Below are 20,688 nucleotides of genomic sequence, written 5' to 3'. Positions count from 1 at the left end.
AGCTTACTGTTTATACTTTGGATTTTTTTCAGCACGTTTCAGTAAAACCAAAACCGCACCTGTTCCACCCTGATTTTCAGGGGCGCTGACAAAAGCCAATACATCACGATGCTGACGTAGCCAACCATTTACATAAGTTTTTAAAATCGCTTCTGGACCTTTGCCATGTACGATTTTAATGACATTCTGGTTTTCATCTTTTGCCATTTGAATCAATTGCAAAATCGCAGAGCGTGCTTGTTCTACGGTACAACCATGCAGGTCAACTGCTTCAAACCAGCGCAGTTTACCTGTTTTTAAATCTTCAAACACACGGTGCTGCAATGTTGCAACCCGATAGTTTAAGGTTTGCTGACTGCCTACGGGATTTAATGCAGCCTGAGTATCTGACAGTTCTGCATTTTCACTTTCGGTCGCACCTTCTGCTGCTACACGTTTTGCCAGTGTTTGGGCATCAAGTTTTTTTTGCTTGCTACGATTTAGGTTAGCAATATTGGTGTTGTCTAACTTTTGCACACCTTGTGTGGCTTTTTTAAATAAATCCCAGTCATCCTCAGGTTCTTCAACTTTGGTTTTGGCAGCAGCTTGTTGTTGTGCCAATTGAGTTGTATGTGGATGAGTGATTTGTTTTTTAAACTGCTTGAGCAGGGACTGTTGCTCTTTTGACAGCGCAGAATCTTTATTACTCATGATAATAAAACATAAAAAAGTGAAATTTTGCTAAGTATAGTACGAAATGGCGTGGGGTGAGAAATGAAAAGCCACAGACATATTTTTTAATCTAAATCGCTTTCAAGTAGGGTTGAGGATGCTTTGAAATATTTTAGATGGTTTTGACGAATGATAAATATAAAAAGCCGAATCTAGACTGATCTACATTCGGCTAGTATCAAGATGCTTTTATAACTGTTTTGGTGTGCCAAATAGTGCTTGGAATGCTTGCGCAGGATCAGGCTGTTTCATAAAGCTTTCGCCGACCAAGAAGCTGTGAATGTCATGTTCTTGCATGATCTTGACATCTTCAGTGGTCGCAATGCCACTTTCTGTAACGAGTAAACGCTGAGGGTCGAGCAATTTTTTCAAACATAATGAAGTATTTAAATCGACTTCAAAAGTTTTTAAGTTGCGGTTATTTACACCAAGAAGACAGCGTTCATCCAGTTGCAGGGCACGCTCAAGCTCAGCTTCATCATGCACTTCAACCAATACATCAAGGTTGTGCTCAAATGCAGTTTGAGACATTTCCTGTAACTGTTGATCGGACAAACACGCCACGATCAGCAAAATACAATCGGCATGCAAAGCACGGGCTTCAACCACATTGTAAGGGTCGATCAAGAAGTCTTTACGTAATGCAGGCAGAGTGCAGTGGGTACGGGCAATTTGAATATTTTCATCTGCGCCTTGGAAGAAGTCGACATCGGTAAGTACCGACAAACATGCTGCACCCGCACGTTCGTATTGCTGTGCGATTTCAGCAGGGTTGAAGTTGGCGCGAATCACACCTTTGGATGGCGATGCTTTTTTAATTTCAGCAATTACGCCTGGGCGTTTAGAACGTAGTGCTTGAGCAAAGCCACGTACAGGTGTGGCTTGGGCGGCCAGTTGTTCAAGGTCTTGCAGGCTATGTTTTTGACGGCGCGCGGCGAGTTCCTCAACTTTACGATCAACAATTTTACCTAAAATTGTGTTTGCAATATCTACCATCACCGTTCCTTATGCGCTTTCAATCTGTTTCAGGGTTTTTGTAAATTCGGCAAAAACGCTCATTTTTTCTAGCGCCTGACCACCGTCGATAATATCTTGGGCAAAGGCAACACCTTGTTTGTAGTTTTTTGCCAAACCTGCGACATAAATACCTGCACCCGCATTGAGTGCAATCATATCGGCAGCTTTTTGCCCAATTTCTGATTTGTTCCGTCCAAGCGCATCTTTAATCAGTTTTAAGCTGGCTTCAGGGCCGTCAATAATTAAGCCATGTAAACTTTGCGATTCAATTCCAACATCTTCAGGTGTAATGATCCAAGACTGAATTTCACCATTTTTTAGCTCAGCAACTGTAGTGGTTGCTGCAAGACTAATTTCATCCAGACCATCTTTGGAATGCACCACCATGACATGTTCAGCGCCAAGCTGTTTCATAACCTCTGCGATTGGATAGCACAGTTCGTCAGAAAATACGCCAATCACGAGGCGTTTTACCCCAGCAGGGTTGGTGAGTGGACCAAGCAAATTAAAAATGGTGCGAATACCCAGTTCTTTACGTGGGCCAATCGCATGTTTCATGGCGGTATGATGATTGGGTGCAAACAGGAAACCTATGCCCATTTCACGGATACAGCGCTCTGTTTGAGCAATGTTGAGATTGAGCTGAATGCCTGCTTGTTCAAGAAGATCTGATGAACCTGATTTGCTTGATACACCGCGGTTACCGTGTTTGGCAATACTTGCACCTGCGGCAGCAATCACAAAACTAGATGCTGTAGAGACATTAAATAAGTTTTGTCCGTCACCGCCTGTACCGACAATATCCACCAAATGCGGAACATCACTCACATCAATTTTAATGGCCAGTTCACGCATTACTTGTGCGGCAGCCGTAATTTCGTCAATGCTTTCACCTTTAAGGCGAAGTCCCATCAACAATGCGCCAATTTGGGCATCTGTGGCTTCACCTTGCATGATGCTACGCATCACATCTTGCATCTGGCTTTGGGTCAGGTGAATGTTTTTTGTAATATGGTTTAAAGCTTGTTGAATATTCATGGCAATCGCTATTTATAAATATCAAGGAAGTTTTGGAAAATTTTGTGTCCGTGCTGGCTCAGAATCGACTCTGGATGGAACTGCACGCCTTCAACAGGCAATGTCTTGTGTTTCACACCCATAATTTCTTCCATTGAACCATCTGCTTCTTTCGTCCAGCAGGTGACTTCCAGACACTCAGGCAATGTTGCTTGGTCAATCACCAAAGAGTGATAACGTGTTGCAGTAAATGGTGATGGTAAATCGCTAAAAATCCCAGTATTGCTGTGGTACATTTCAGATAAACGACCATGCATGACATGTTTGGCACGTACAATTTTACCGCCAAAAGCCTGTCCAATACTTTGATGCCCCAAACACACGCCGAGCAAAGGAATTTTACCTGCAAAATGCTGAATGGCAGGAATTGAAATACCTGCTTCAGTTGGCGAGCAAGGGCCAGGACCAATCACCAGATACTTTGGTTGCCATCGTTCAATATCCTCTAATGAGACTTGATCATTGCGAACTACTTTTACTTCCTGATTTAATTCGCCAAAGTACTGGACGATGTTGTAAGTAAAGGAGTCGTAATTGTCTATCATTAGAAGCATGATATTTAACCTATTGAAGTGCATGCACGTTAAATGTGCTTAGTCCAAAATTACTGATATAGAACATAAAAAACCTTTATTGTCAGAGGAAAAATAAAGGCAATTTCTATAGCGAAAATCATCATAGCAAAAAATAACCATTTTTTGCTGAACTATTTCATGCTGAATTGTTGCATTCTCAACCAAGTGTCGTCTGTGAATTTAATCAAAGTAGATTAGAGTTTCTATGCCTGACGTAAATAAGGTGGGAGTGGAGAGGGCCATTTTAGTGAAATTTTCAATGCACTAAACCTGCACAATATAGGGAAGTGGCTGTGTTGTTGAGATTTACATTATGGTTTTTTGCCTACGAATTTGGTGTTTTTAAACCCAAATCGCAGGTCAATTTGCTAAAAGTAGAGATGTTAATTGTTGTAATTGACATTAAACGTTCAAAAAAATAGGCTACTGTATAAAAAAATAGCAATTAAATAGGCGTGATGAGCTTATAAACGCACTGCATTAAATCAAAAAAGAATAATTGCACTTTTTTGGTTCGTTTTGTATGGTTTTTTAGGTAAAGCATAAGAAAATGTTTGAATATGGTGCATTTCATTTTGCACACAGTATAATGATGATGAAATAATTGGCTAAGATCTATTTTGATTATATATTTATCAATAGTTTAGCTAAGGTTAAAAAAGTTGGCACGGGAGTTGCTTTATTACGTCCAACTTCTAACATGCACCTCATACGTGCAATAAAAATACTTGATTGGAGCATAGAGCATGGCGAACAAAGTCCTTGAACTCATCAAAGAAAGTGGCGCTAAATGGGTCGATTTTCGCTTTACAGATACAATTGGTAAAGAGCAACACGTAACTTACCCTGCTGATTCAATTGATGAAGATACTTTTGAAGACGGTAAAATGTTTGATGGTTCTTCAATTGCAGGTTGGAAGGGCATTGAAGCATCTGACATGATCTTGCGTCCAGACGCAGCAACTGGTTTTATCGACCCGTTCTTCGCTGAACCAACTGTTGTAGTGACTTGTGACGTTATCGAGCCATCTACTGGTCAAGGTTATGAGCGTGACCCACGTTCAATCGCTCGTCGTGCAGAAGAATACTTAAAATCTACAGGTATTGGCGATACTGCATTCTTTGGCCCAGAACCAGAATTCTTTGTATTTGACGAAGTAAAATGGGACATCGACATGTCTGGCGCTCGTCATACATTGATCGCTGAAGAAGCTGCTTGGTCAACTGGTAAAGACTATGAGTCAGGTAACTCAGGTCACCGTCCACGTGTTAAAGGTGGTTACTTCCCAGTTCCACCTGTAGACTCTCACCACGATATGCGTGCTGAGATGTGTAACAAAATTGAAGACATCATGGGCGCTGGTCGTGTAGAAGTTCACCACCACGAAGTTGCATCTTGCCAGTTAGAAATCGGTGTAAGTTTCAACACTATGGTTCTTAAAGCTGACGAAGTACAACAGTTCAAATATGTTGTTCACAACGTTGCGCACCAATATGCAAAAACTGCAACCTTTATGCCTAAACCAATGGTGGGTGATAACGGTTCTGGTATGCACGTTCATGTATCTATCTCTAAAGATGGCAAGAACTTGTTTGCTGGTGATGAATACGCAGGTTTGTCAGAAATGGCACTTTACTTCATCGGCGGTGTGATCAAGCATGCTCGTGCATTGAACGCAATTACTAACCCTTCTACAAACTCGTACAAGCGTTTAGTTCCGCATTTTGAAGCACCAATTATGCTTGCTTACTCAGCACGTAACCGTTCTGCTTCTATCCGTATCCCATACGTTTCTAGCCCTAAAGGCAAACGTATTGAAGCACGTTTCCCTGATCCAATGATGAACCCGTACTTAGGTTTCGCGGCATTGTTGATGGCGGGTATTGACGGTATCCAAAACAAGATTCACCCAGGTGAAGCTGCTGACAAAAACTTGTATGACCTTCCTCCTGAAGAGGAAGCAAAAATCCCTACAGTTGCTCACAGCCTAGAAATGGCGCTAGAAGCACTTCAAGCGGATCACGAATTCTTGTTGAAAGGTGGTGTGTTCACTAAAGAAATGTTGGAAGCTTATATCGACCTTAAAATGGGAGATGTACGTCGTCTTAACACAACAACTCACCCTGTTGAATTTGATATGTACTACAGCTTGTAATTTCAAGACTGTATTCATACTGAAAAAAGCTCGCCTTGTGCGGGCTTTTTTATTGCTGATCTTGGCTATAATAAGAAAAATAACTGTTGTGTAATGAGGAGAGGCTTTTGAGTGACGAGCGATTATTAAAACTAGATAACCAGCTTTGTTTTGCTGTGTATTCTACCAACTTGGCATTTAACCAAAAATATCGTCAGTTACTTGCACCTCTAGGCATTACCTATCCTCAGTATTTAGTGATGCTGGTGCTTTGGGAGCAAGATCAGTTGACTGTTTCTGAAATTGGTAAGCGTCTTTATCTGGAATCTTCAACATTGACCCCAATGCTAAAAAAATTAGAAAATTCAGGGTTGATTACTCGTCGGCGCTCTGAGCAAGATGAGCGACAAGTCTTGATTGGTCTGACTCAGCAGGGTACGGCATTAAAACAACAAGCACAGGCAATTCCCGAACTGATTCAGCAAACCAGTCAGTGTGATTTACAAACTTTAATTGAGCTGAAACATCAGCTTGAACAATTGCGTGCTAAATTGATCAAATAATTTACAGTTTAGTTGCTGTGAGTTATTGACTGAGTATTTATATCGTGTACGATATATTTGTGTGATACTTAATTTAAAGGAAGAAATCATGTCATTAGAACAGGTCGTATATACTGCAAAAGCCAAAGCAACAGGTGGGCGCGATGGCCGCGCTGTTTCAAGTGATGGTGTTTTAGATGTGCAGTTGGGTGTGCCTAAAGAAATGGGAGGTGCAGGCGGTGCATTTACCAATCCTGAACAGTTGTTTGCTGCAGGTTATTCGGCATGCTTTTTGGGTGCTTTAAAATTTGTTGCAGCACGTGACAAATTTGATATGCCTAAAGATGCATTTATTGAAGGGGAAGTGGGTATTGGTCCAATTCCAACAGGCTTTAGCATTGAAGTGACATTGAATATTCACTTGCCAGCGATGCCGCGTGATGAAGCTGAAAAACTTGTCAATGCAGCACATATCGTTTGCCCGTATTCAAATGCAACCCGTGGCAATATTGACGTGACTTTAAAGATTGTTGAATAAAATCTAATCTGGTGCGAAAAAGGCTTATCTTTCGATAAGCCTTTTTTATTAGTGTTGATCAGCAGTTTTTGCTTCAGGATCTTGTTTGAGTTTATCAAATTGTTGTTGAGAACTCATTGCTGCAGATGCATTGCTGTCTTGTTGTTGATATTTTTCAGCATATCCAGCACGTTCCTGATCATACTGGGCTTTGGTCTTGGCGTCTTGAGAGGCTGCAATAAACAGTAACAACACTAACGCAATAGGAATAAGTAGCGCGATAGCAAAAATTGTCCAGCGCTTACGATCGCGAGCTCGGATTTCTTGTGGTGTTAACATGGGAAATATCCTAAATGGGGCGAAAAGAAACTGACTGACACAGTGCTTAGGTCGTTAGTTTAGAGGATCACTTCACTGAGTTAAAACAAATTCTGCTAGGAATTGGTAACCGCATTAAAAAAGCCCATAAGTAGACTTATGGGCTTTAGAATCTGGCTCTCCAACCTGGGCTCGAACCAGGGACCTGCGGATTAACAGTCCGTCGCTCTACCGACTGAGCTATTGGAGAATCTGGGTAAGGATTTTATGGATTACTTGGTTGGAGGTCAAGCCTCTATATGCGATTTTTTGATTTTTTGAGTTTAACTGTTTTAAAAATAATCATTTATGCCAGTAATATCACTTAAGAGTTAAATCAAATTGCAATATAAATCCACTAATTTAGAGCAAGTGGCAAAACAATACAGATAACAGGAGCCTCATTGTGAACTTAAAACCACTTTTACTCAGCAGTTGCGTGGCAATCGCAGTCAGTGCATGTAGTAGCCTGCCGCAGACCACAGCATCTCAAAGCAGTTTAATTGCTCCGCATGCTAAGGGACAATTGGATCAGTTTTCAGGTGCAACCCGTCTAACTGCAGAGCGTAGTGAGGCGCTCAAGGCTTCGATTAGCTCTCGTCATGTCAAGCATGTGATTTTATTTATTGGGGATGGTACCAGTGACTCGGAAATTACCATCGCCCGTAATTACGTTGAGGGGGCAGGTGGTTATTTTAAGGGGATTGATGTCTTGCCATTTACAGGCAGCTATACCACCTATTCGGTCAATAAAGACAAAACCATTGATTATGTAACAGATTCGGCAGCATCGGCTTCTGCATGGGCAATGGGTATAAAAACCTATAATGGTGCAATTGGGGTCGATGTGCAGGCAAAAGCGCATGAATCAATTCTAGCATTGGCAAAACGTGCAGGTTATGCAACGGGTAATGTCACCACAACCGAGTTACAGGATGCGACGCCTGCAGCGCTGATTGCACATGTCACCCACCGTAAATGTTATTCACCATCTTCAACAGCAAAACTCTGCCCAACGAATGCTTTGGAAAATGGTGGATTGGGTTCAATTAGTGAACAACTTCTCGATGCTCGTGCCGACGTAACTTTGGGTGGTGGCGCAACCTCATTTAATGAAATGGCAACGGCAGGGCAGTATAAAGGTCAGACTTTATTGGCGCAGGCTCAGGCACGTGGTTATAAAGTGGTTTCCAATGCTGATCAGTTAAGTCAACTCAGCACAGCCAATCAACAGCAACCTGTTTTAGGCTTATTTGCGCAAGGCAATTTACCTGTAAGCTGGATTGGCCCTAAAGCTGTGTTGAATGGCAATAAACAAGCTGCACAGCGTTGCCAAATCAATCCAGCCCGTGGGGCAGAGGTGCCAAGTTTACGTATGATGACTGCAAAAGCGATTCAGCTTCTTGAGAAAAACCCAAAAGGTTTCTTCTTGCAAGTGGAAAGTGGTTCGATTGATAAGCAAAACCATGCTGCCGATCCGTGTGGACAGATTGGTGAAACTGTGGCTTTAGATGAAGCAGTCCAAGAGGCACTGGCATTTGCTAAAACACATCGTGATACTTTAATTATTGTTACAGGTGATCATGCACATACCAGTCAGATTATTCCTGTGGATGCCGATAGTCCAGGGAAAACCGCAAACTTGCTGACCAAAGACCAGTCGCCAATGGCAGTCAATTATGCTACTTCAACGGGGAATAGTCAGGAGCATACAGGCGCACAAGTACGTATTGCAGCCTATGGTCCACGTGCAGCGAATGTTTCTGGTTTAATTGATCAGACGGATTTGTTTTTTATTATGCGAGATGCTTTGAATATTTACTAGGCTTTTTCATCGTGGTATCTGTTCTTATTTTTCTCTCTGGGTAAAGCTTAAATATATGCCAGTCAAGAGTAGGAAAAATAAAATGAGTTTGTGAAACAAGCTTACTAGTAGAATTGGTTGTTGAAAAAATGCACAGCTTATCTGTGCATTTTTTTATTGTGTGTGATCTGTAGGCTTATTTTAGAATAGAACGGATTATTTGTTTTTTCTGATAAAAAACGTTATAGAGCGGTGTGAATCAAAATAAGACTTTTTCATGTATCACAAAAAGTGGTCATTCATGATTGGCTATTTTTATATAAAGAAAAAGCCTAGCACTTATCATGCTAGGCTTTCTCGAATCTTGGCTCTTCCACCTGGGCTCGAACCAGGGACCTGCGGATTAACAGTCCGTCGCTCTACCGACTGAGCTATGGAAGAATAGTGGCTCTCCAACCTGGGCTCGAACCAGGGACCTGCGGATTAACAGTCCGTCGCTCTACCGACTGAGCTATTGGAGAATCTGAAGCGAATTCTATGGATTACTGGCAGTTAGGTCAAGTTAAAAATCAAAAATAAATTTATTTGTTGGATTTATAATCACTTGTCTATAAAAACACTCAATTTAGGTCGTTTTTGTTATTAAAAAAGGCGTCAAATGACGCCTTTTTTAAAGTTTTCAAAGAAAACTTATTTTTCTACACCAGCAGCTTGACCAGCAAGTTTTGCATTTGCATAGTCCCAGTTTACTAGGCTTTCTAAGAAAGTAGAGATGTATTTAGGACGTGCATTGCGGTAGTCGATGTAGTAAGCGTGTTCCCAAACGTCAATGGTTAATACTGCAACTTGACCATGTGCAAGTGGAGTGTCTGCATTTGAAGTTTTTACGATAGACAAGTTACCGTTTACTTTGTCTGCAACCAACCAAGCCCAACCTGAACCAAACTGAGTTGTAGCAGCATTGGCGAATTGTTCAGCAAATTTTTCGTAAGAACCAAAAGCTTCATCAATTTTTGCAGCAATTGCGCCAGTAGGTTTGCCGCCACCGTTTGGTGCAATAGAATTCCAGTAGAATGTGTGGTTCCAAACTTGAGCAGCATTGTTAAAAATACCAGCTTTAGATGCATCGCCAGCACTTGCAACGATGATTTCTTCTAAAGATTTACCTTCAAGGTCAGTACCTTTAATCAGGTTATTCAAGTTAGTTACATAAGTTTGGTGATGCTTGTCATGATGGAATTCTAAAGTCTCTTTAGAGATGTGTGGTTCAAGCGCATCATAACCATATGGAAGAGCAGGTAGGGTAATCGTTGTCATCTTTCGTTCCTTGCATGAGCTGGGTTTGAAAATTTTGTGGTGAATAGTTTAATGTATTTTTCAACAAAAAACGTGGTTGATAAACAATGAAATACAATATACGTGCTGTTTTATACAATGACAATTCTTTCAATCTGATTTAGATATTATTTAGATGGGATTGTCTTGTTCATAATAAATTGCTTCTACATCAAATTGCTTGCTAAGCGCTTCAGCTAGTCGTTGTACGCCATAACGCTCAGTTGCATGATGCCCGCAAGCAAAGTAGTGTACGTTTAGCTCACGTGCTTCATAAAACGTTCGTTCACTCACTTCACCTGAAATATAGGCATCGCAACCTTGTTCTGCTGCTTGAGTAATAAAGTCTTGTGCTGCACCTGTACAAAAACCAATTTTCTGAATTTTTTCAGTAGATGCGGGCAAATGGATAATCTCGCGAGAAAAAACCTCGGCAAGCTTTTGCTTAAATGCCGTGGCAGAAACGGCTTGTTTTAAATAGCCAATATTGCCAATCGGATGGCGATCACCAGGGTTGAGCGCCTGAATATTTTCAAACTGTAAAAGTTCTGCAATGGCAGCATTGTTGCCTAAACTTGGGTGCGCATCTAAAGGCAGATGATAACCGACAAGTGAGATATCATGTTGAATCAGCTTTTTAATACGTGCGCCACGCATGCCTGTAATCGGCGCAGGTTCACCTTTCCAGAAATAACCATGATGCACCAGTAATAGGTCAGCTTGTGCCTCAATTGCAGCATCAATGGCATCTAACGAAGCAGTTACTGCACAAACAATTTTTTTAACGTCTGCTTTGCCTTCGATTTGCAAACCATTTGGCGCATAATCTTTAAACTCAGCACTAAGTAAAGTCTGATCACACCACTGTAAAATATCCTGTAATTGCGCCATAAAATTCCTCATTCAGTTCAATCGGGTAGCCCTAAAATCGCTGTTGTTGTGAAGTTGATTAAGCTTATTGTAACTAAAGCTAGACAAAACCTTGCCAAGTTTTTAGCTTTTCATGAATATTTCATTTTACAATATTGACCCAAAAACTTTTTTGTTAATGAAGACGATACCCGATAGAGGATAATAACGTGCGCAAAACCGTGACATGGTTGCCATGGATTTTACTAATTTTTGTGATTTTAGGTTTTACTGCATGGCAAAAGGTGCAAAAGTCCAAAGTAGTGGTTGCATCCGATGGTGTAGCCATGCCAATCGAGAAGCAGCAAGTATTGGTAGAGCATAATCAGGAGGGAGGGGTACAGTCTTATCGTAATGCTGTCAAAGTTGCCGCGCCTGCGGTTGTGAATATTTTTACCACACAAAAAGTCAATCGTAGTGATAATGCCTTACTCAATGACCCTGTATTTCGTGAATTTTTTGGCAATCGCACGCCAGAAGAACTCAATAAAAATGAAAATAGTTTAGGCTCAGGTGTCATTGTGCGTGCTGATGGCTATATCTTAACCAATAATCATGTTATTGCTCAGGCCGATCAAATTGTTGTGGGGCTAAAAGATGGTCGTCGTGCGGAAGCTAAAGTCATTGGCACAGACCCAGATACTGATTTGGCTGTGATTAAAATAGATCTGCAAAATCTGCCTGTTGTACCTTTTAAACTCAGTGGCAATGAAGTTGGGGATGTAGTACTGGCCATTGGAAATCCATTTGGTGTGGGACAAACCGTGACACAAGGAATTATCTCGGCAACAGGGCGCTCAGATTTAGGGATTAACACCTATGAGGATTTTATTCAGACGGATGCTGCAATTAACCCAGGTAATTCAGGTGGCGCATTAATTGATGTTTCGGGCAATTTGGTTGGTATCAATACCGCCATTTTCTCGCAATCAGGGGGGTCACTCGGAATTGGTTTTGCGATTCCTGCCAAAATTTGCCAGCAAGTGTTTGATGCTATTTTAAAAGATGGTCGAGTCATTCGTGGTTGGCTAGGAATTAGTCTAATGCCGCCAAAACAGGATGCTCAATGGCAGTCATCTGCTGGCAATAGCACAGGTGTTACGGTTGCTGGTGTACTGGCAAATGGCCCAGCAGCAGATGCAGGTGTGCATATTGGGGACAAGATTCTTAAAGTAAATCAGTACGATATTACTTCTGCATCGCATTTAATTAATTACGTTGCCTTACAGGCACCGAACAGCACCATTCATTTGGCAATTGACCGTAAAGGTACGGCGCTAGACTTGGCAGTGAAAGTTGGGGAGCGCAAGTTAAAAAACAGCACTGCGCAGTATATTCCACTACCAAAACGCTAAATTTAGATGTAAAAAAATCAGTTGCAAGCAACTGATTTTTTTAACTTGGAAAATTAGTTTTCGACTTGAATACCCGCAACAAGCCAGTCTTGCTGTGAACCTACAGGTTTTACAAAGTGCCAAACTTCAGTGAATGGCTGCGGTAAGCTGTTGAGGTCTTCAGATACTGTACCTGTGAAGCGCACGCTAACAATGTATTGACCATTTTCATTCGCAGAACCTGCCACCATTGCATTCAGGTTATTAAACTCGGCAACGTCCTGTTCACGGTTTGCCATAATATCCTGATACATGGAGTTATACAGTTCAGGTGTTAAGTAACGGCGAATTTCTTCTACATTACTTGAACTGTTCATCGACTGAATATGGTTGAAACGCTGACGTGCAATACGCAAGAATGCAGCAGGCTCAGTGCCGTCCGGTAATTGGCCACCGTTGCTGGTGTATGCTCCACCAACGTTTTGATTATTGCTGTTGCCATTCACGTTTTGACCAAAAATATTGGTGCTGTCGTTTGTTGAGCTTGGCTGCCCTGTAAATGGTGCAGAACCTTGATTAGATACATACGGATTTGCAGCTGCAGATTTTTTAGCACTCATTTTACGGTAAATAAAGAAGCCAATTCCTCCGAGTAAAATCAGCCAGATCCAGCCTGGAATACCCGATTTCTTTTCAGCTTGGACATTTTGCTGTGCTGCGGATGTTGCAGTGCCATTATGGTCATTATTGGCTAAAGCGTGGGTCGCTAATGCACCAACGGCTGCACCGGCTGCACCGGCTGCGACCATTTTACCCAAATTTGAACCAGATTTTTGTGGTTGCGGTGCTGGAGCTGGTGGTGCTTGGTAAGAGGAAGTTGGTTGTTGTTGGTGTGGCTGACTTGGTGTCACGGAGCGTGTCATGCCGTGGCTACGACCACCACCTGCACGTTTTGCTTCAGCCAATGGTGAAATCACCAATGTTGCCATTAAAATACCAGCAACTAAGCCACGTTGGCGTGTGTTCATTGATTGTGTTCCTAATAAATACAGATTTTCTATTGCATTTATGCGGCTATTTGAGCCGAATTTCAATAGTAAACGAGTAACTTTTATGCTGTTGAGTTTAAGTGTAATTTGGGAAGCATGTTTTATGGGATTTATAGCTATAAACTCTTAATGGTTTACCTTTTGGTAAATTACTCGCTGAGTTGCATGGCTTCATTCAGCGCCTCATGTAAGCGCGCAACCGCAATAACCTGTACACCTGAGATGGGTTTTTGTGGTGCATTGCCACGCGGTAAAATCACATATTTAAAACCATGTTTCACTGCTTCTTTTAGTCGTTCTTGTCCATTGGGAACGGGGCGAATTTCACCCGATAATCCAACTTCACCAAAAACTGCAAGTTGTTGTGGGAAGGCTTTGCCACGTAAACTAGAGGCGCACGCCAACAATACTGCAAGGTCTGAGCCTGTTTCAGTAATTTTTAAACCACCGACAATATTGACATAAACATCTTGCCCCGTGGTTTGTACACCACCATGACGGTGCATGACTGCAAGTAACATGTTTAAGCGGTTTTGTTCTAGACCGAGTGCCACACGACGAGGTTGTCCTTGAGCATCATCCACCAGCGCTTGGACTTCAACGAGTAATGGGCGAGTGCCTTCGCGACTGATCATGACCACTGAGCCAGGAATGGCTTCATCATAACGGCTTAAAAAAATCGCAGAAGGGTTGGCAACTTCACGTAACCCTTTGTCGGTCATACCAAAAACCCCAAGCTCATTTACTGCGCCAAAGCGGTTTTTTACCGCACGAATCATACGATAACGCGAGTCGGATTGACCTTCAAAATACAACACACAGTCAACCATATGTTCGAGAACACGTGGACCTGCTAAAGCGCCTTCTTTGGTGACATGCCCAACAAGAAATAAAGCTGTACCACTATTTTTGGCAAAACGGGTGAGTAAAGCTGCCGATTCACGGATTTGTGAGACACCACCAGGTGCAGATTGCAGGGTTTCGGTATAGAGGGTTTGAATGGAATCAAGGATGGCGACAGCAGGGCGCTGTTGAGCCAACACTTCACAAATCCGTTCGACACAGGTTTCGGCCATGACCTTGAGCTGATCGGTGGGTAGTTCGAGGCGTTGGGCGCGTAATGCCACCTGAGAAAGCGATTCTTCACCCGTAACATACAGCGCTGAATTTTTATGGCTTGCCATATGTGTGGCAGTTTGTAATAAAATCGTCGATTTACCAATCCCTGGGTCACCGCCAATTAGAACCACTGAACCTGTAACCAGACCACCACCTAAAACACGGTCAAATTCACCAATCCCTGTCGCAAGTCGTGTTTCATGTGAAATGGAAATTTGGTTGAGTGTGGTAATTTGCGCTAACTGTCCTGCATAGCCACCTGAAAATGATCCCGGTTTTGCTCGATGAGTAATGCTCGGTTCTATACGAATTTCAACTAGACTATTCCATTCACCACATTCAGAACATTGTCCCGCCCATTTGGAGTGATCTGCTCCGCATTGTTCACAGCGATAGACCGTTTTAACTTTACTCATGATTTAGTGCTTTTTTATATAAAAAAATTAAAAAATGGGCTTAACATTAACATGTTCATCTGATAAAAACACTAGAGATCATGGAATCGATCTTGTATGGCTCATACTTTATAAGCGTTGTCTTTGGGACGTCTGTGCCGTATGTCTTTTTTTTAGGCATCTAATTTTAGAATTGGAATGCTAATTGCTATTTGTTAGCAGCAACTCTGTTATGGATAATTATCAATGAGTTTTAACGAGCTAAATGATATTAACGCACCTGACGATTCGATTCATGAATTACAACGTAATTTACACAATCGTCATTTGCAGTTAATCGCTATTGGGGGTGCCATTGGCACTGGCTTGTTTATGGGGTCGGGTAAAACCATCTCATTGGCAGGCCCATCTATTTTATTAATTTATTTTATTATTGGAATTATGGTTTTTTTCCTAATGCGTGCATTAGGTGAACTTCTCCTGTCTAACCTGAACTATAAATCTTTTGTGGACATGTCTTATGACTTGATTGGTCCAAAAGCAGGTTTTTATGTGGGTTGGACGTATTGGGTTGGCTGGGTACTTACGGGTATGGCTGACCTGACTGCTGTAATTAACTACCTCACTTTCTGGCTCCCACCAGATATGCAGTTTACACCTGCGGGGCAAGCGTTAATTAGTGCGGGTTGTGTACTTTTCTTAATGTTCCTGAACCTGTTGACAGTACGTTTATTTGGGGAAACTGAATTCTGGTTCGCAATCATTAAGATTGTAGCAATTATTGCTTTAATCTGTGCGGGCGCATTTATGGTGTTTACAGGCTATCATTCATCAAATGGTGATGTGGCAGCTTTAAGCAACATTTGGTCGCATGGGGGTATTTTCCCGAAAGGGGTTGAAGGTTTCTTGGCAGGCTTCCAGATTGCGATTTTCGCATTTGTTGGGGTGGAACTTGTCGGAACTTCGGCTGCTGAAACCAAAGATCCGCACATCAACTTGCCAAAAGCAGTCAATGCAATTCCTGTACGTGTGATTTTATTCTACGTATTGTCATTGACTGTCGTGATGTCTGTGATTCCTTGGAATCATGTGATTCCAAACAAGAGCCCATTTGTTGAATTGTTCCTGATGGCAGGTATTCCAACTGCTGCGGTGATCATGAACTTGGTGGTCTTGTCATCGGTTATGTCATCAATGAACAGCGGGATCTTCTCAACCAGCCGTATGTTGTACGGTTTGGCAAAAGATGGTCAGGCACCGAAAAAATTGGGTAAATTGTCAAAAAGCGCTGTACCTGCAAATGGTTTGATGTTCTCTTGCGCATGTATTATGGGTGGTGCAGTACTTCAGTTCTTTGTACCAGACACCATTACCGCATTTACTTTGGCAACAACTTTGTCTGTAATTCTGTTCGTATCGGTATGGATCCTGATTATGGTGAACTATATTCGTTACCGCAAATTACGCCCTGAGCTGCATGAAAAATCGATATTTAAGATGCCTGGCGGTGTATTGATGTCGTATGTTGTGATTGCATTCTTTATTTTCACCATTGGTATTTTGGTACTTGAACCAGATACTCGCCAGTCACTATTGATCAGCCCATTGTGGTTGCTGATTTTAGCTATTGGCTATATGTTTAAGAAAAAGAAAGCTTAACTCGTCATGAAGTGAACTTAAACTCTCCATCTTGGGGAGTTTAAGTTTTTATAAGAAATATAAATTACAAAACCTTATTCGCACTACTTTGGTTCAATATGATCAAAAATGGGGTCTTGCTTTGTTATAATACAGTGCGATTTTAATTTGTAAGTCTTTTTATTACATACATATTTATAAAGTTGCTCTAACTTGGTTCTTTTTTAGAAAAATCAAAATCATCTTATGACAGATTCCTGCAATAGAGTCTTATAAGGGGCTATTGTCTTTTTGACTGTATTGCATCAAAGGGGGAGTGAACACAAATGAAAGGTAATATGACATGAAACAACAGTCAGTCGAACACAATGAGCTAAGTAAAAGCCTGTCCAACCGCCATTTGCAGTTGATCGCAATTGGCGGTGCAATTGGAACAGGTTTGTTTATGGGTTCAGGTAAAACCATCAGTTTGGCGGGGCCATCGATTGTATTTATTTATATGATTATTGGTTTGATGGTGTTTTTTGTCATGCGAGCCTTGGGTGAACTCTTGCTCTCCAATTTAAATTATAAGTCATTTATAGACTTTTCTACGGACTTAATTGGTCCTTGGGCAGGCTATTTTGTGGGGTGGACATACTGGTTGTGCTGGATCACCATCGGGATTGCTGACCTATCTGCGATTATTAACTATTTGCAATTTTTTAATGGTGGACATCCATTTAGCCCTGGAGACAGTGCTCTGATTTGTGTCGCCTCGATTTTCTTTATTATGGGTTTGAATCTGGTCACCGTGAAACTGTTTGGTGAGATGGAATTCTGGTTTGCTTTGGTCAAGATTATTGCGATTGTTGTACTCATCGCTGTTGGTTTATGGATGATCTTTACAGGATTTACTTCACCTACAGGTGAGGTTGCTTCATTTACTCATTTGTGGGCAAATGGTGGTTTCTTTCCAACAGGTTCGACGGGCTTTTTAGCAGGCTTTCAGATTGCCATTTTTGCTTTTGTCGGTGTGGAGTTGGTTGGTACAACCGCAGCAGAAACCCGCGATCCAGAACGTAACTTGCCTAAAGCGGTCAACTCGATTCCTGTGCGGATTATTATTTTCTATGTTTTTGCATTGGTGATTGTGATGTCAGTCACGCCGTGGGACAAGATTAATCCAACTGTCAGTCCATTCGTAAATTTGTTTAGTCATGCGGGTATTGCGGCGGCAGCTATTATTATGAATTTGGTGGTGCTGTCTTCAGTCATGTCTTCTATGAACAGTGGTGTGTTTTCGACCAGCCGTATGCTTTTTGGTTTGTCGCGTGAAGGGCAAGGGCCAAAACTGTTTGGTAAATTAAGTCCGCGTTTAGTGCCTGCCAATGCTTTATATTTCTCGGCATTTTGTTTACTTGGTGGCGCGGCACTTCAGTATTTTGTACCCAATACGATTGAAGCCTTTACGCTCGCAACCACCCTGTCAACGATACTGTTTATTTGTGTGTGGCTGATTATTATTTGGAGTTACATCAACTACTATAAAACGCGTCCAGAGTTACACCAACAGTCCAAGTTTAAATTGCCTGGTGGTTTGGTAACGTGTTGGGTGGTGATCATTTTCTTCATCTGTATGATTTATGTCTTGTCTTTGGAGCCAGATACTTTAAAAGCTCTAAAGGTGAGCCCAATTTGGTTCTTGATTTTGCTGATCGGGTATTTCTTTTTTAGGCCCAAAAAAATCACTAAAGACTAAAGCAAAACGCCAGTTTAAAACTGGCGTTTTTTATTTTAGAAATACTTTGGTCAGAACAGGGTTCAAGGTATACTGCTTTTCAGTTTACATACAGGTGATGTCTATGATGCGTCAAATGATTGCTGTGATTAGCTTGCTGGCGACAGGTCTAAGCTTGGTGGGTTGTGGGCAGGCTGGAGATTTACAGTTACCAAACGATCCAAATTTGGATACTCGTCCAAAGTATCTGCTTTACCATCATCATGAACAGCCAGATGCTGCATCTGAAGTCAATACCTCGGCACCTACACCATCTTCTAAAGTTCAGTAATTTTAAGGATTTATCATGAGTTTTACCCGCATTCAAGGGGTTTTGCATGCTGAACAATGTTCTTTGGAACAGCTTGCACAGCAATTTTCTACGCCGCTTTATGTGTATTCAAAAGCCAGCTTTGAAAAGCATTATTTAGATATGGATCAGGCATTTAGCTTTATTGATCATCAAATCTGCTTTGCGGTGAAGTCAAACTCAAATTTAGCTGTGTTAAATGTCTTGGCAAAATTGGGTGCGGGATTTGATATTGTCACAGGTGGTGAACTTGCACGTGTTTTGGCGGCAGGTGGTGATCCAAGTAAAGTGGTATTTTCAGGTTTAGGTAAATCTGAAGCAGATATTGAAAAAGCCTTGAATGTTGGAATTGCATGTTTCAATGTGGAATCACATGCTGAGCTAGATCGTATTGAAAAAGTGGCAGCACGTTTAGGTAAAAAAGCCCCGATTTCTTTACGTGTAAATCCCGATGTGGATGCTAAAACTCATCCTTATATTTCGACAGGCTTAAAAGAAAACAAATTTGGTATTCCAAGTGATAGCGTGTTCGAAACGTATCAATATGCGCACAGTCTGGAACATTTAGATGTTGTTGGCATTGACTGTCATATTGGTTCACAGCTGACAGAAACTCAGCCGTTTGTCGATGCGCTGGATCGCGTTATGCTGATGATCGAACAGCTTAAAACGCTGGGTATTCAGTTAAAGCATGTCGATATCGGTGGTGGTCTGGGTGTCACTTATAAAGATGAAGTGCCGCCAAGCGTTGTTGAATATGCCAATGCATTGCGCCCTGCTTTAGAAAAATTGGGCTTAAAAGTCTATATGGAACCAGGTCGAAGCATTAGTGCCAATGCTGGCGTACTACTGACCAAAGTTGATTTGTTGAAACCAACCAATCATCGCAACTTTGCAATTGTCGATGCTGCTATGAACGACCTGATTCGTCCGTCGTTGTATGAAGCGTGGATGGATATCCAGTCTGTAACACCACATCAAGACACAGAAGTTAAAGTATGGGATGTCGTTGGTGCAATTTGTGAAACGGGTGACTTTTTAGGTAAAGACCGCGAGTTGGCTCTACAGGAAAATGATACCTTGGCTGTGTTGGGTGCAGGGGCGTATGGTTTTGTCATGAGCTCGAATTACAATAGTCGTGGTCGTGCCGCTGAAGTGATGGTCGATGGTGATCGGGCATATGTCATTCGTGAACGTGAAAGCATAGAATCTTTATGGGAAAAAGAGCGTTTATTGCCTCAGGAGTAATAGTTGATGTTGTTAGAATTTACCAAAATGCATGGTTTGGGCAATGACTTTGTGGTGATTGATCTGATTCGCCAGCGTGCCTATTTAGATGCTTTAACCATTCAGCGTATGGCACATCGCCATTTTGGTATTGGGTTTGATCAACTTTTGATTGTTGAGCCACCTGATTTTCCAAACGTCGACTTTAAGTATCGTATTTTCAATGCAGATGGTTCTGAGGTTGAGCAATGTGGTAATGGTGTGCGTTGTTTTGCACGCTTTGTACACGAACGTCAATTGACACATAAGACTAAAATGAAGGTACAGACCAAGGCAGGTATCGTTGAGCCTGAATTGGGGCCAAATGGTTGGGTGCGGGTGAATATGGGTTATCCAAAATTCTTACCGCAAGAAATTCCATTTGTTGCCGATGAGCAAGAAGAACTTTATCGTCTTGATCTGGCAAATGGTCAGAACCTGTTGATTGATGTTGTGAATATGGGCAACCCACATGCAGTCACCATTGTGCCTGATGTTTTGACAGCAGATGTTGCAAACCTTGGACCACAAATTGAATCACATGTGCGTTTCCCTGAGCGTGTTAATGCTGGTTTTATGCAGATTGTGGATGAAAAACATGCGCGTTTACGTGTGTTTGAGCGTGGAGTCGGTGAAACATTAGCGTGTGGTACGGGGGCATGTGCGGCAGCAGTCAGCGCTATGCGCCGTGGCTTACTTGCAAATGAAGTCGAAATCCAGCTTGCAGGCGGTTCATTACATATTGCGTGGCGTGATGGTGAAGTGGTCTGGATGACAGGCCCAACAGCCAATGTTTATGACGGACGTTTTGATTTACGTTATTTCCAAAGCTAAATTGT

Annotated in this window: 19 protein-coding genes and 3 tRNA genes; 10 read left to right on the top strand and 12 right to left on the bottom strand. The window is 41.8% G+C overall.

All coding sequences use genetic code 11. The features are described from left to right. Window positions 1-3: 3 nt before the first annotated feature. The 4 genes from E0H77_RS01615 to E0H77_RS01600 all read right to left on the bottom strand — a co-directional run bounded on the left by E0H77_RS01615 (window position 4) and on the right by E0H77_RS01600 (window position 3,359). Complete coding sequence (locus E0H77_RS01615) at window positions 4-690, bottom strand: Smr/MutS family protein (protein ID WP_131374481.1); 687 nt, start codon at window positions 688-690, stop codon at window positions 4-6. A gap of 210 nt (window positions 691-900) precedes the next feature. Continuing rightward, window positions 901-1,707, bottom strand: coding sequence for an indole-3-glycerol phosphate synthase TrpC (gene trpC, locus E0H77_RS01610; RefSeq protein WP_131374479.1), 807 nt, complete (start codon window positions 1,705-1,707; stop codon window positions 901-903). 9 nt (window positions 1,708-1,716) lie between these two features. After that, on the bottom strand, window positions 1,717-2,766 hold the full coding sequence (gene trpD, locus E0H77_RS01605; RefSeq protein ID WP_131374477.1) for an anthranilate phosphoribosyltransferase: 1,050 nt from the start codon (window positions 2,764-2,766) through the stop codon (window positions 1,717-1,719). A gap of 8 nt (window positions 2,767-2,774) precedes the next feature. Then, entirely contained in the window at window positions 2,775-3,359 is a 585-nt protein-coding gene (locus E0H77_RS01600) for an anthranilate synthase component II (RefSeq protein ID WP_131374475.1), read from the bottom strand. Window positions 3,360-4,126: 767 nt separating this feature from the next. On the opposite strand from E0H77_RS01600, the gene glnA reads away from it, so the two are divergent. The 3 genes from glnA (at window position 4,127) to E0H77_RS01585 (ending at window position 6,595) form a co-directional block, all read left to right on the top strand. Next, on the top strand, window positions 4,127-5,536 hold the full coding sequence (gene glnA / locus E0H77_RS01595) for a type I glutamate--ammonia ligase (protein ID WP_131313822.1): 1,410 nt from the start codon (window positions 4,127-4,129) through the stop codon (window positions 5,534-5,536). A 107-nt stretch (window positions 5,537-5,643) separates the two neighbouring features. After that, the gene (locus E0H77_RS01590; RefSeq protein WP_131374472.1) at window positions 5,644-6,078 is read left to right on the top strand and encodes a MarR family winged helix-turn-helix transcriptional regulator; all 435 of its coding nucleotides are present in this window, start codon (window positions 5,644-5,646) and stop codon (window positions 6,076-6,078) included. A gap of 88 nt (window positions 6,079-6,166) precedes the next feature. After that, window positions 6,167-6,595, top strand: a complete 429-nt coding sequence (locus tag E0H77_RS01585; RefSeq protein WP_131313820.1) for an organic hydroperoxide resistance protein — start codon at window positions 6,167-6,169, stop codon at window positions 6,593-6,595. 48 nt (window positions 6,596-6,643) lie between these two features. On the opposite strand, the gene E0H77_RS01580 is transcribed toward E0H77_RS01585, so the two are convergent. Together E0H77_RS01580 and E0H77_RS01575 are read right to left on the bottom strand one after the other, a co-directional pair. After that, window positions 6,644-6,913, bottom strand: a complete 270-nt coding sequence (locus E0H77_RS01580) for a hypothetical protein (RefSeq protein ID WP_131374470.1) — start codon at window positions 6,911-6,913, stop codon at window positions 6,644-6,646. A gap of 153 nt (window positions 6,914-7,066) precedes the next feature. Beyond that, window positions 7,067-7,142: transfer RNA gene (locus tag E0H77_RS01575), tRNA-Asn, on the bottom strand. Between the two features lie 195 nt (window positions 7,143-7,337). On the opposite strand from E0H77_RS01575, the gene phoA reads away from it, so the two are divergent. Then, the gene (gene phoA / locus E0H77_RS01570) at window positions 7,338-8,756 is read left to right on the top strand and encodes an alkaline phosphatase (RefSeq protein ID WP_131374468.1); all 1,419 of its coding nucleotides are present in this window, start codon (window positions 7,338-7,340) and stop codon (window positions 8,754-8,756) included. Window positions 8,757-9,100: 344 nt separating this feature from the next. Here the strand turns inward: phoA and E0H77_RS01565 are convergent. The 4 genes from E0H77_RS01565 to E0H77_RS01550 all read right to left on the bottom strand — a co-directional run bounded on the left by E0H77_RS01565 (window position 9,101) and on the right by E0H77_RS01550 (window position 10,961). Continuing rightward, window positions 9,101-9,176 (bottom strand) — tRNA-Asn (locus tag E0H77_RS01565). A 4-nt stretch (window positions 9,177-9,180) separates the two neighbouring features. Next, a tRNA-Asn gene (locus tag E0H77_RS01560) sits at window positions 9,181-9,256 on the bottom strand. A gap of 169 nt (window positions 9,257-9,425) precedes the next feature. After that, entirely contained in the window at window positions 9,426-10,052 is a 627-nt protein-coding gene (locus E0H77_RS01555; protein ID WP_131374466.1) for a superoxide dismutase, read from the bottom strand. Between the two features lie 150 nt (window positions 10,053-10,202). After that, window positions 10,203-10,961, bottom strand: a complete 759-nt coding sequence (locus E0H77_RS01550; protein WP_131374464.1) for a Nif3-like dinuclear metal center hexameric protein — start codon at window positions 10,959-10,961, stop codon at window positions 10,203-10,205. Between the two features lie 188 nt (window positions 10,962-11,149). Here E0H77_RS01550 and E0H77_RS01545 point away from each other — a divergent pair, with 188 nt between their 5' ends. Beyond that, on the top strand, window positions 11,150-12,334 hold the full coding sequence (locus tag E0H77_RS01545) for a S1C family serine protease (RefSeq protein WP_131374461.1): 1,185 nt from the start codon (window positions 11,150-11,152) through the stop codon (window positions 12,332-12,334). A gap of 53 nt (window positions 12,335-12,387) precedes the next feature. Here E0H77_RS01545 and E0H77_RS01540 read toward each other — a convergent pair whose 3' ends face one another. Next, window positions 12,388-13,341, bottom strand: coding sequence for a Tim44 domain-containing protein (locus E0H77_RS01540; protein WP_131374459.1), 954 nt, complete (start codon window positions 13,339-13,341; stop codon window positions 12,388-12,390). A 170-nt stretch (window positions 13,342-13,511) separates the two neighbouring features. Then, on the bottom strand, window positions 13,512-14,897 hold the full coding sequence (gene radA / locus E0H77_RS01535) for a DNA repair protein RadA (protein WP_131374457.1): 1,386 nt from the start codon (window positions 14,895-14,897) through the stop codon (window positions 13,512-13,514). 225 nt (window positions 14,898-15,122) lie between these two features. On the opposite strand from radA, the gene E0H77_RS01530 reads away from it, so the two are divergent. The 5 genes from E0H77_RS01530 (at window position 15,123) to dapF (ending at window position 20,683) form a co-directional block, all read left to right on the top strand. Continuing rightward, on the top strand, window positions 15,123-16,535 hold the full coding sequence (locus E0H77_RS01530; RefSeq protein ID WP_131374455.1) for an amino acid permease: 1,413 nt from the start codon (window positions 15,123-15,125) through the stop codon (window positions 16,533-16,535). Window positions 16,536-16,857: 322 nt separating this feature from the next. Then, window positions 16,858-18,255, top strand: a complete 1,398-nt coding sequence (locus tag E0H77_RS01525; RefSeq protein ID WP_131374454.1) for an amino acid permease — start codon at window positions 16,858-16,860, stop codon at window positions 18,253-18,255. Between the two features lie 103 nt (window positions 18,256-18,358). Then, window positions 18,359-18,565, top strand: coding sequence for an LPS translocon maturation chaperone LptM (gene lptM, locus E0H77_RS01520; RefSeq protein WP_131374452.1), 207 nt, complete (start codon window positions 18,359-18,361; stop codon window positions 18,563-18,565). A 15-nt stretch (window positions 18,566-18,580) separates the two neighbouring features. Continuing rightward, on the top strand, window positions 18,581-19,831 hold the full coding sequence (gene lysA / locus E0H77_RS01515; protein ID WP_131374450.1) for a diaminopimelate decarboxylase: 1,251 nt from the start codon (window positions 18,581-18,583) through the stop codon (window positions 19,829-19,831). Between the two features lie 6 nt (window positions 19,832-19,837). Continuing rightward, a complete protein-coding gene (gene dapF, locus E0H77_RS01510; RefSeq protein WP_131374448.1) occupies window positions 19,838-20,683 on the top strand; it encodes a diaminopimelate epimerase in 846 nt (281 codons plus the stop codon). Window positions 20,684-20,688 lie beyond the last annotated feature (5 nt).

The sequence above is a fragment of the Acinetobacter brisouioides genome, assembly GCF_004331075.1.
Classification (GTDB): Bacteria; Pseudomonadota; Gammaproteobacteria; order Pseudomonadales; family Moraxellaceae; genus Acinetobacter.
Note: the sequence above shows the minus strand (reverse complement) of the source record. Positions and strands in the feature narration are given on the sequence as shown.